This is a genomic window from Bacillota bacterium, assembly GCA_012837285.1.
GTDB lineage: Bacteria > Bacillota > DTU030 > DUMP01 > DUMP01 > DUNI01.
On sequence record DURJ01000057.1, the window covers coordinates 1 to 11,057 of the forward strand.

General features: G+C 48.6%; 15 protein-coding genes. 12 read left to right on the forward strand and 3 right to left on the reverse strand.

The features are described from left to right. The first annotated feature begins 113 nt into the window (after window positions 1–113). The 3 genes from GX016_03385 (at window position 114) to GX016_03395 (ending at window position 3,261) form a co-directional block, all read left to right on the forward strand. Window positions 114–1,916, forward strand: a complete 1,803-nt coding sequence (locus GX016_03385; GenBank protein HHT70608.1) for a hypothetical protein — start codon at window positions 114–116, stop codon at window positions 1,914–1,916. 39 nt (window positions 1,917–1,955) lie between these two features. Beyond that, on the forward strand, window positions 1,956–2,663 hold the full coding sequence (locus GX016_03390) for a zinc ribbon domain-containing protein (protein ID HHT70609.1): 708 nt from the start codon (window positions 1,956–1,958) through the stop codon (window positions 2,661–2,663). A 235-nt stretch (window positions 2,664–2,898) separates the two neighbouring features. Beyond that, the gene (locus GX016_03395) at window positions 2,899–3,261 is read left to right on the forward strand and encodes a hypothetical protein (GenBank protein ID HHT70610.1); all 363 of its coding nucleotides are present in this window, start codon (window positions 2,899–2,901) and stop codon (window positions 3,259–3,261) included. Window positions 3,262–3,356: 95 nt separating this feature from the next. On the opposite strand, the gene GX016_03400 is transcribed toward GX016_03395, so the two are convergent. Genes GX016_03400 through GX016_03410 form a run of 3 tightly spaced genes read right to left on the reverse strand, consistent with a single transcriptional unit; the run spans window position 3,357 to window position 4,982 of the window. Then, entirely contained in the window at window positions 3,357–3,890 is a 534-nt protein-coding gene (locus GX016_03400; GenBank protein HHT70611.1) for a hypothetical protein, read from the reverse strand. Then, window positions 3,883–4,641 (reverse strand): ImmA/IrrE family metallo-endopeptidase, encoded by a 759-nt coding sequence (locus GX016_03405; GenBank protein ID HHT70612.1) that lies wholly within the window; start codon window positions 4,639–4,641, stop codon window positions 3,883–3,885. The genes GX016_03400 and GX016_03405 overlap by 8 nt, the downstream gene beginning before the upstream one ends. Next, window positions 4,638–4,982, reverse strand: a complete 345-nt coding sequence (locus GX016_03410; GenBank protein HHT70613.1) for a helix-turn-helix transcriptional regulator — start codon at window positions 4,980–4,982, stop codon at window positions 4,638–4,640. The genes GX016_03405 and GX016_03410 overlap by 4 nt, the downstream gene beginning before the upstream one ends. A gap of 192 nt (window positions 4,983–5,174) precedes the next feature. On the opposite strand from GX016_03410, the gene GX016_03415 reads away from it, so the two are divergent. From GX016_03415 to GX016_03455, 9 genes are all read left to right on the forward strand, one after another. Further along, entirely contained in the window at window positions 5,175–6,146 is a 972-nt protein-coding gene (locus tag GX016_03415) for a hypothetical protein (GenBank protein HHT70614.1), read from the forward strand. A gap of 270 nt (window positions 6,147–6,416) precedes the next feature. Further along, window positions 6,417–6,803 (forward strand): hypothetical protein, encoded by a 387-nt coding sequence (locus GX016_03420; protein ID HHT70615.1) that lies wholly within the window; start codon window positions 6,417–6,419, stop codon window positions 6,801–6,803. A gap of 349 nt (window positions 6,804–7,152) precedes the next feature. Further along, on the forward strand, window positions 7,153–8,010 hold the full coding sequence (locus GX016_03425; GenBank protein HHT70616.1) for a DegV family protein: 858 nt from the start codon (window positions 7,153–7,155) through the stop codon (window positions 8,008–8,010). Between the two features lie 382 nt (window positions 8,011–8,392). Beyond that, window positions 8,393–9,196, forward strand: a complete 804-nt coding sequence (locus tag GX016_03430) for an ImmA/IrrE family metallo-endopeptidase (protein ID HHT70617.1) — start codon at window positions 8,393–8,395, stop codon at window positions 9,194–9,196. A gap of 51 nt (window positions 9,197–9,247) precedes the next feature. Then, window positions 9,248–9,607 (forward strand): helix-turn-helix transcriptional regulator, encoded by a 360-nt coding sequence (locus tag GX016_03435; protein ID HHT70618.1) that lies wholly within the window; start codon window positions 9,248–9,250, stop codon window positions 9,605–9,607. 131 nt (window positions 9,608–9,738) lie between these two features. Then, the gene (locus tag GX016_03440; protein ID HHT70619.1) at window positions 9,739–10,371 is read left to right on the forward strand and encodes a sigma-70 family RNA polymerase sigma factor; all 633 of its coding nucleotides are present in this window, start codon (window positions 9,739–9,741) and stop codon (window positions 10,369–10,371) included. 2 nt (window positions 10,372–10,373) lie between these two features. Continuing rightward, entirely contained in the window at window positions 10,374–10,598 is a 225-nt protein-coding gene (locus GX016_03445) for a DUF1659 domain-containing protein (protein HHT70620.1), read from the forward strand. A gap of 56 nt (window positions 10,599–10,654) precedes the next feature. Next, window positions 10,655–10,873: a DUF2922 domain-containing protein gene (locus tag GX016_03450; GenBank protein ID HHT70621.1), complete on the forward strand. Its 219-nt coding sequence runs from the start codon at window positions 10,655–10,657 to the stop codon at window positions 10,871–10,873. Between the two features lie 20 nt (window positions 10,874–10,893). Next, complete coding sequence (locus GX016_03455; GenBank protein HHT70622.1) at window positions 10,894–11,043, forward strand: YvrJ family protein; 150 nt, start codon at window positions 10,894–10,896, stop codon at window positions 11,041–11,043. Window positions 11,044–11,057: the final 14 nt, after the last annotated feature.

The following is an 11,057-nucleotide window of genomic DNA, read 5'->3' on the forward strand; positions in this document are numbered from 1 at the left end:
CCGGCAAATTGTTGCCGGTTGTTTTTTCGTGGTGGTTTCAATTACGATGGGGGGTGAATGGGAAAGCCGGCCTGGACGAATTAATCTTGACTGGTAGAGGGGGAGAAGCGTGGGTGGATAGAAACAAGATAGTACTGGCAGTGGTGGCGGTAATTGTGCTGGTAGGACTTGTAGGATGTGGGAACAGTGAGCCGGCTGTTGTTTTAAAAGTACATGATGATATTTTAGTCTATGTAAGCGAGGATTCACATGTTGGCGAACTGTATCTGGTGGGTGAGAATGAAGAAAGACAGAAGATCGCTTCCGACATGTGGGAGGAATCTTTCGAATTGCTTTCGGACGCGGCCATACTGTATGTTGATAAAAAAGACGTGCTGCACTATTGGAAGAGCGACGGCGAACGAACAACAGTTACTAAGGAAGTAGTGCCCTGGTCGGTCCAGGTGTCGGGGGACGAATCTACCTTTGCTTACCTAAAGGGAGAGGATAGGGCTCTGTATATACAGGAGCTGAAGGAAGGTGCATTGGGCGAACGGGTACGGGTAGCTAGCAGGGTAAATGAAACTGATTACACACTTTCCCATGATGGTAACACGCTAGCTTATATAGGCAGTGACAGTAATCTTTACGTGAAACAAGGAACAGAGCCGGAAACGCGGATTGCTTCTAATGTAAGTTGTTTTGTTTTGTATCCGGAAGGACAAGTAATGTGGTATCTCACCCAGGATCGGGAGCTTTACACGCGAAAGCTGGATGAGGACGATAATGTAAAGATCAACTGCAGTGATGCATCCCGCCCTAATTTGGCCGGCAATAACATCGCCTATCTGGCCGATTTTGATCACGCACAGGATAAGGGCGAATTGTATGTTGTACGGGACCGGAGAACCCCGGAGTGGCTGGCATCGGATGTGGCCCACTACTGGCTGGTGGATAATGGGAAAAAGCTCTACTTTATCAATAGTGATGAGAAACTCTTCTATCGAGATTTAGCGGCCGAAAAAAATACTTTGGTGGCTTCAGAGGTGTCGGAGTTTATGCTGGGTGGGGAACGAAGTCGTCTGCTGGTCTATCGGACCAAAGACGCTTCGTTATATGCAGGTAACCCGGACGGAGAAAACAAGCGCCTGACCGCTGATGTGGTTGATTATAAGCTAACAGCGCCAGGACTTTTATGTTATCTAAATGATGACGACGAATTGTATGCCTATGACTTTCGGGCCGAACCGGTACTGGTAGCGTCGGACGTGGAAGGGCTGGAAATATCGGATAATCTAAGCGCGGTGGCTTATTACAATAGCAAGAACGAAGCATATCTCATCACGGACCAGACCGAAGGGAAACAAATGATACGGGATTTGGAGAAGTACTCCAAGGTCTATATTTCCAATCGGCTATTGTTTGCCAACCTGTTGGGCCTCAAGGATCTGGTGGGAACATGGGAGTTGGATTCGGAATGGGACCGTGTTTTCTTAGAGTTTACCAACGACGGAAGGATTAGGGTTTTTGCGCCGTTTACCGACGACGAGGATGAGCTGGCGGTTGAGGTTACCGGTTTTACCGAGACCACAGGCCTAGCGGTGACCCAGTATGGGGAAGCTCACGTGGAAAAAGTGAATGAGAATGAGATTGTCATCGACGGGGATTTATTCACCAGAATCACTCCAGAACAAGTGGAATCGGCTAAAGAGCTCAGCGCAGCGGAAGCCCTGTGCAATGAATTGTATTATAGCCGGATCGTAGTACCGGAGGGCACCGAACTGAAAAGGGAACCCAGCGTTGAGAGCGAGGTTGTCGGTGTTACAACTGTTCAGGATGAATGGCATGTATATGATACTAAAATCGATGATGAGATCAATATCTGGCTCCGGATAACTGATTGGGTTAATGACGGCTGGATTATGTATGAAAAATAGAGTCGACCGGGGAGACATAAGAAAGGAAGAGGAGGAGACATGAATAGTTGTCCCGAGTGTGGGGCCAAGGTAGCCGAGAACCATAAATTTTGTATTGAGTGTGGGCAGCCTTTGGCGGGTGAGCAGGCGGCCCCAGCAGCTGCCGACAAAATAACCGGTGGGCTGAGTAATTACACCCAGTACTTCTTATTGCACCTGAAAGATCCTTTGGCCACACTTAGGCAGGAACAGGTGGACAGTTTTGTTGAGGGTTTAGCAAGTATTGGCTTGTTTACATTTATGATGTTCTTGTTATTTTATACTAGTGTTAAGAAGGCAACAGCTCGGATTCCGTTTCTTGATTTGCCTATTGGCAGTTATGCTGTTGGCTACGGGCTGTTGTACTTCGGACTGCTGGTGGGCCTGGGCTACGCTATCGGAGCACTGGTTTTGTATAACAACAATAACTATGAGCGGCAAACGGTGGTGGCCAAATACGGCTCGATGTTTGTGGTACCTGCAGTTATAGCTCTAGCCGCTCTGGTACTAGGTTCGGCCTCGGTGGGTTGGGGGATAGCCTTGATTGCCCTGGGGCTGATAGCGGTGATCTCCAGCTCTGTGCACACACTGTACTACTTGGATCAGGCCAGGGAAAAAATAAACCCGGCTTATTGTGCCCTAGGGTTGCAGATGGTTTTCTTGATCATAAATTATGCCATCGGGAAGAAGTTTGTAAGCCATCTGATTTCGGCCATAAGATTTTGGTAGAGTATGACCGTACCAGGAACCAAGACATACCCTAAAAGTCGAGCGGGAGCCTCCAGGGAGGCTCCCGCTGCTTCGATACCCAATATTTTTGGCCAGAGCAGGAATAAGTGTTGTTGGAAAGAATTATGAATACAGAAGAAAATTCGATCCCGAAATCGGCTTGAATCTCCTTGACATTCGCATCTTGAGTTGGCGATGGGCGACTAGGAAAGATTTTGAGGAGAGGAAGATTAAAATGATGAATAGACGAAGTCTGGCTAAATTTATTTGGATCCCGAGAGCACTTAGCATGGCTTTCATCTTGTTTTTGATGCTTTTTTCCCTAGATGTTTTTGGCGGGGAGGGTAATCTGTTCTTAAAGATACTGGGGTTTGTGATCCACTCGCTGCCCTCGCTGATTATGCTGGCAATACTGGTCTTGAACTGGAACAAGCCGCTGAAATGCGGCTGGCTCTTTCTGGCCGTGGGGGCATTGTTCACCTTAAGGTACGGCACTTACAATAGAGCTGATACCTTTGCCCTTATTTCAGTTCCACCGTTTTTGGTCGGAGCTTTATTCCTCTTGACTCATATGCTGCAGAATAGAGCTTTGAAATAGCTCGGGTGGTACGAGATTCAATTTGGCACTATTCCCGAACATACAGGAGCTGGCTTTCGGGGTAAAAGCGCTATGACCCCTACCGGTCTTTGCTTTTATTTAATCGTCTTAAGATAATCCGAAAAAGATCTAGTCGGTAGGAGTCTTCGCTTGGAAATCATGTTGCTCCAAATCTGATTTCCCACGTTTTCATTAATATATCCTGCATTTAATGCTGCAACTAGTATGTCTCCAGTAGTAACATGTTTCAAGCCAAATCTCTCTATGTATTTGGATATGTCGCTGAGATTATTGCTGGCCAGGATTGCTTTATACACTATTGCTAAGGCGATAGCTGCTGCTTCACCTTTGCCTATTCTTTTTTCACCCCTGGGTGGCGAAATTGCTAGTTCATAGTACAGGTTGTATTCATCTGTATGTGTCAATATATCCTTGGTCGTAACGTGACCATTTAGGCATAATTGAGCTATCCTACTCCTTATATGAGGAATGCTCGGGTGCGACAGCTCGGCATAGACCCGTGTAGGTAGTACAATTCTTCCCGGATAAAGTTTGATTAAGATGTTTTCTCTATTTACCCATAAAAAAGAAGAGATGCAATCTGTATCAAAGATTAGACTGCTAGTCATAAGTCTCTTCCTCTTGAATAGTGAACCCATAGACAATATCGCTTCTAAATCCATCTAGCAGCAGTTCTTCATATTTGCCGGTGGAGATAAGCCCCTTGTCTTTTAGTTCTTCAGCCATCCTAACGTATTTTCCCAAGGTCACATATCGCTTCTCTACCGCAGCGGGCAGATACAACTTGTCATCAAATCCCAGTCTTAATGCTGATGATATTATCCCTGTCTTCATTGTATTTGCTTTCCTACGCGATAGATAGCCGTCGTTTATTAGTCGCCACAACATTGCTTGCCTGCTAAACCCGTAATACTGTTCTATCTTGATAACATCTATTAATTCAAGGGCGTATCTCTCTTTTCCCAGTTTTACTCTCACAAAGTGGGCTAAAGCCTCATAGGGTGCTAAGAAATAGGACGCAAACATATCAGCCTCTTTTTCTTGCGGTTCTTTGTTCTGGTCGAGGTCTTTTGAACATACGACACTCCCAAAATCATCGTGAAAAAAAAGATGGTATAATTCGTGAGCTACTGTAAACCGCTGACGCCCATAGGTGGTAGTGGAATTAATCCCGATTACTCTGTTATTTCCGTCCCTGATGCACATCCCGCTTACCCTATCGCTCATAGGGTAAAACACGATTGTTAGGTCCTTGCTATTGTGAAGCAAAGAAAAGATATCTATTGGGGAGTCTATGTCTTCTCCAAGCTGCTTACGCAAACTTACAGCTTCTGCATTTATTTCTATTTTTTCTTTCACAACCATTCCCCCTCGATCAATCCTTCCATGACGCGCAAATTTACTGCAATCTGGTTAATGGCGGCTATGGTTTCTAGATCTTCAGCGGTTATACCTTCGGCTCTAAGGGCTATGGGTAGGGGTTCGAACTTGCTTGTTTCCTCCGTAAAGTATTCTATGGAACACCCAAAGAGAGCTGCTGCTTTTTCCAGGAGATTTGCACTAAAGCGCCGCTCGTTTTTTTCACATTTCGAAATGTAGCTTTGGTCGACATCGAGGTAGTTAGCAATTTGGCTTTGGGTTAGGCCGCTTTTATTGCGCAACTCACTAAATCGGGGGCCTACCAATTCATAATTCAACATAGCTATATCCCTCCATAATGATAGTATATGCTAGCGTTGTCATAAACGCAAGCTATTATGTGCATAAAGTTATGACAAGAAAAGCCAAAAGAAACAGGGACAAAATTATCAACAAACAGTCAGCGGTAAAAAGAGGATTTAATGGGATAAGGTGGAATATATAAAAACAATAACAAATGGGGAGGGAGCAACTTGAAGTTAAGAAGTAAGATTATTGCGTTAACGGTGGCATTGGCTCTGGTTTTGGTGTTGGCTGGAACGGCAATGGCAGAGCCCAAGAGTAAGATTATCCATGTTTCGCGGGAGTATAAACAGTTTGCTATTGGCTCGGAGGCGAAGCCGATAGCTAAGGCTAAGCCTGGTGACATCTTGGTAATCGAGACTGAGGATTGCTTTGACAACCAAATTCTCACTCCGGAAGATGTAGTAGAGTCGATTGATTTTGATCGGGTGAATCCGGCTACCGGTCCGATCTATATTGAAGGAGCCGAGCCTGGGGATACCCTGGTGGTAGACATCCTTAGCATTGACGTGGCTGAGCAAGGAGTTATGGTGGCTGTACCGGGCCTGGGAGTGTTAGCGGATGAAGTGGGGACTGCTACCACTAAGATTCTACCGATTAAGGACAATAAAGTTATTTGGGACGAGAACTTCTCCTTTGCTATTAAACCCATGATAGGTGTTATCGGCATAGCTCCCAAGGGAGAAGCCATACCGTGTGGGGCGCCGGGGGATCATGGTGGGAACATGGACACGGCCGAGATTGGTGCCGGGTGCCGAGTGAACCTGCCGGTGAATGTTAAAGGGGCCCTGCTTCATATGGGCGATTGCCATGCGGCTCAAGGTGACGGTGAGCTGTGCGGTACTGGGGTGGAATGCCGGGCAGTGGTTACTGTACGGGTAGATCTGAAGAAGAATACCGGCTTAGAACGTCCGGTACTGGAAAAAGGCAACCGGATTATGTTCATGGGATCCCATGTAGAGTTGTTTACAGCGGCGCAGATTGCCATCCGGGATGCGGTGAATTACCTGATGGAGGCCAAGGATCTTTCCTTTGAAGAGGCCTATATTCTGGCATCGGCCATTGTGGATGTTAAGATTTCGCAGTTAGTAGATCCGCTGCTCACAGTGAGAGCAGAGATAGATTTGAGCCGGCTGTATTAGAAACCGTGGCCTAGGAAAAGGAGAAATAGCAACACACCGAGTGACAAGGGCTTCTTTTGAGGCCCTTGTGCTTTTGGGCCCTGTACTTACGGCGAGTCGGTTGTGACACCTCCAACCCACATCCCCTCGGTAAGATTTAGTCGTGAGTAAGCCAAATCCCCTTCAGTAAAATTATAAGTGAATGATCGCGGGAGGTTCCTGTTTTTGGTTTAATAGGTTATAATGTTGAAAGAAGCAAAGGACGGATTGTGTGGGCGGGGAGGTTGCAAAATGAGTGAGGAGCGGCTAGAACGTATTGAAGGGTTGTTAACGGATTTGATTGGAAAAGTCGCGATAGTACATAGAGATAACATCGACATTAAGGAAGGCCAAAAACAGCTTCAAGCAGATGTTGCCCTGTTGAAAGGAGATGTGGGCGAGCTTAAAGAGGATGTATCCGGGCTTAAAGTTGACGTGGGCGAGCTTAAAGAGGATGTATCCGGGCTTAAAGTTGACGTGGCTGAGCTCAAAGCTGATGTGGCAGCATTGAAGGACGGCCAAGCCCGAATGGAGCAGACCCTGGAGAAAATGGCTCAAGATCAAATTTCTATCTGTGAAATGTTTGGGGACCACGAAATTGCTATCCGTACTCTTCGCCGCCGATTAACAGGAAGTTAGGCTTAAGGTCGAAAAATAGCTGGTAAAACGAGCCCGCGCCGGGCTCGTTTTTATGTTGAAGGGCCCGAGCAGGCCAGCCCCAAGCACCGCCAGCCACAGGGACTGCGCCAGCCGAGGGGACTGCCCGAGAGCACTGAAAAACCATGTTCTTCGCCAGCCATTCCAAAAACGGAGTTGAAGAAGGACAATTAGGGGCTTTCCCAGCTATCTCAGACTGTCCTTAGGGCTAAAATGGGTTTGTCGAAAAACATCATAAAATACTGCAGATAGCGGCAGTCCCATGCTATAATGAGAAGGAGTTTCTAGATCCTAGACTTGTCGGCCCATGAACTATAGGGGAGGCATGCCGGTGGCGGTAAGAATTATCACCGACAGTACCAGTTATATCGATCCGCAGGTAAGAGAAACTTTGGACATTAGAGTCGTATCGTTGTATGTTTGTTTCCAAACAGAAAGCATGAAGGAGACGGAAGTAGAAAACGAGACTTTTTATGAACTAATGGAGAAAAGAGGGATTCCGGTGTCCTCCCAACCGTCTGTGGGCGAATTGTACCGGGAGATGGAAAGGGTGGTAGCCCAGGGGGACGACCTTCTTTGTATCTTTCTGTCGGCGGATATGAGCGGTACCTATGCCAGTGCCTGTCAGGTGAAGGCGATGGTGCTGGAAAAATACCCCCAGGCCAAGATTGAGATTATGGACTCACGGTCTAATTCTATGCAGTTGGGGTTTGCGGCGATTGTGTCCGCACGGGTGGCCCAAGAAGGCAAAAGCTTGGATCAAGTGAAGGAAGCTGCGGAGAACAATATCAGGAGCAGTCGGTTTTTATTTATACCTGACAATCTTGTTTATCTACAAAAAGGTGGACGGATCGGGGGCGCCAGCGCCTTAATCGGTAATTTGCTGCGGATAATACCGGTGTTGACGGTGGAAAACGGCGTGACCACGGTGCTGAAGACAGTAAGAACTAAAACCAAGGCTATTATGACTATGATTGATAAGACACTGCAAGATAATGTTGATTATGGCATTCGGGAAATTGCCGTTCATCATATTAATTGCCTGGATCAGGCTAAGGATTTGGCGGGGAAGATACAGGCTAAGCTGCAGCTAGAGCCTAAGATATGCGATATTGGCCCGGTGATCGGGCTGCATGTGGGGCCGGGAGCGATTGGGATTGTGTATTATACGGAGCGGGCTTTGCGGTGATTAAAGGCCGGCCAGAGGCCCACCGGGGACTGCCCGAGATAGCTGAAAAAGCCCCTTATTGTCATCCCGAGCGCAGCGAGGGATCTTGGGTAGCGTGTCTATTCAGGGGTAAATAGCGTTATTGAATATCCAGCGATGTCCGTAGCACGGCAAATGAACAGATTACCCGTCATTTTGAAGGAGCAAAGTGACAACGAAGAAGAGTTTTTGTGGCAATGGTGTGAAGGGACACTGTGTAGCGATAGATCCTGGCCGGCCCCCGTAGTAGGTCCGTTGACAACGGGAAGGGCTGGGTGTATAATGGCGTTAGCATGGCAGCTTACAAGCATCCATGGTATGCTGCAGCGGTTACAGGCTAAGCCTAAGTGGAAAGGGGGGGCTGATGATTCGAGTCCGTGTGCGTCGGAAAAAGAATGGAGTTCCGATTTTGACGAAGGCTAAAATCGAGGCTATTGCCGAGGCAATCTTGGCCGGCTACAATCCGGGCCTGGGGGCTGAGCCCGCTGCTGTGGACATTGAGCATTTGGCCGAGACTCATATGGGCTTGGAGATGGATTACCAGGACTTGTCCCACAACCGGTCCATATTGGGCATGACGGTGTTTAGTGATTGTTTGGTACCGGTGTATGATGCTGATCGGAACGAAGCCAAACATATTCGGGCTAAAGAAGGCACCATTCTCATCGACAACAGCTTGCTCAGCGCCAGTCAAATCCGAAGAGGGAGATTTACTGTGGGGCATGAGCTGGGGCACTGGTTGCTGCACCGACACTGCTATGCAATGGATGCCGGACAGCTGCCGCTCTGCTCAAATCCGGAGTTCTTTATCCGCTGCCGGCGGGTGGATATCGAAAATAGACGACGGCAATTGGTCAGCGATGACGATTGGCTGGAGTGGCAGGCAGACTGTTTGTCCTCGGCGCTGCTAATGCCAAGGAAAGCGTTTGCTCTGGCGGCGTGGAGGAGATTTAGATCGGTGGGAATTGAAGCCCGGTTCTATGCACGAGGCACCCATATCAGCTTGGATCTATGGACAGACTATCTAACCTTCGAGCTGGCCGATCTGTTTGAAGTTTCGATTCAAGCGGCTCGCATTAGGCTGGAGAATCTACAGCTAATTAGAAAGAAGCGAGAGACAGGGTGCTTCACAAAAGATAAGGGAACACACCGGCGGCAGTGCCGGTAAGACCGGTAGATCAAACAAGTGGTTAGCACCACAGAGGGGTGGAGTTGAATAATGGAAGGTGTAAGATTCGGTGAGTTTATCGCCGCCAAAAGAAAGGCTCGCGGCCTAACCTTGCGCAGCCTGGCGGCAGATTTGGATATTACCGCGGCCTACTTGAGCGATATTGAAAAGAGCAGAAGGAATCCGCCGGATATCAACATGCTGGAGAAAATAGCCCGGCGGCTTGGTTTGACCAAGAGCGATAAAGAGACCATGTTCGATTTGGCCGGGAAGGATCGGCATGAGATATCCCCGGATCTGCCTGATTACATTATGGACAAACCCATTGTAACGGTGGCTCTGAGGAAAGCGAAGGAAAAGGCCACCGACGCTGATTGGAAAGAGTTTATCCGAAAACTGGAGCAGAAATAACAGAGAGGCCGTGACCGGGCTACTCTTTTACCCCAATGTTAACATATAAGCTTATGGGCTAACAAAAGGTTGACCGTAACCTACCGCGGCAGGACCAGACCGCACACATTGAGCTTGGGAGGGAGGAAAACATGCAGCCGGGAAAGGAACTGGAGCAGCTTATTCGGGCAGCGCAACGAGATAACAGGGCGGCTGTGGAGGAGATAGTGAGGAGATTTCAACCGCTGGTCTGGGCCACGGCCCGCCGGTGGGCACTGCAGCCGGACCTAGTGGACGATCTGGCTCAAGAGGGGAATTTAGCTCTTCTTACAGCGATCTATAATTTTCGACCGGGAACAGCTCCCTTTACCTGGTATGTGAAGCGGCAGGTATACTACGCTGTTCGGTACGCGTTAAGGTGCAGCCAACGGCTACGGGAACGGGAAGGAACCAGCTTGGATGCACCGCTTAAAGATGGGTTGGGGCTGGCTGCGGTATTGGCGTCGGATCAGCCGGGGCCGGAAGAACAAGCTCTTTCGACGGAAGATAAAGAAGCGTTCTGGCATGCTGTTGCCAAGCTGACACCGCGGCAGCAGCAGGTGGTAGCCGGCCGACTTAAGGGACTGACTTTTGCTGCCATCGCCCGTCAACTAAACATTGCTCCTTCCACTGCCAAGGGGGCCTATGCTCGGGCCGAAGCCCGGCTAAAAAAAGTGCTCGCCCACCAGGTCCAAATAGCCTCCGTTCGTCAGTCTATAAGTGAAGGCGGACGGAAGGAGGTGTGATCATGGCAGTAGAGCGTACTCCTGAGAGTAGCCGTATGCAGCTTCAACTACAGACTGGGATTGGCGAGGATAATGAACCTATTATTAAGAACCGTTATTTTAGCAATGTAAAAACCGATGCCCTTGATGAAAACGTCTACGCTGTGGCCCAGTCTTTGACCGGATTACAGCAGTATCCGCTGCTTACGGTAAAGCGCATCGACACCGGTACTTTGGATCAGTTCTAAAGCACAACGGGCTGTAGCAGCCACAGGTGCCCAAAAACTAGAAGGAGGTGAGCTGGATGGAACAGACTTTAATGTTGGTGTTTAAGAACGCTGCCGGTAAGAATGCTTCCCTGTCCCTGGCAGCGCCGCGGGAGGATCTAACCGGTGCGGAAGTGGCGCAAGCGATGCAGGATATAATCGACCACAACATTTTCGTTACCAGCGGCGGGGATTTAGTCGAGATTTCGGCTGCGCGCATTGTAAGCCGCGAGGTCACCGAGCTGGAACTGGTCTAGACAAGGCGAGGTGATAACTGATGGAACAAGGCCTATGGGCCCAAATAGCCAATTTAGGCTTCCCGGTGGTGGTTTCCCTGTACCTGCTGGTGCGGATGGAAGCCAAGCTGGATGAGCTTACCAAGAGCATAGCCGCTCTGGCGCAATCCATTAGTACGCTGGGAGTATAGATAAATTCCGGGTC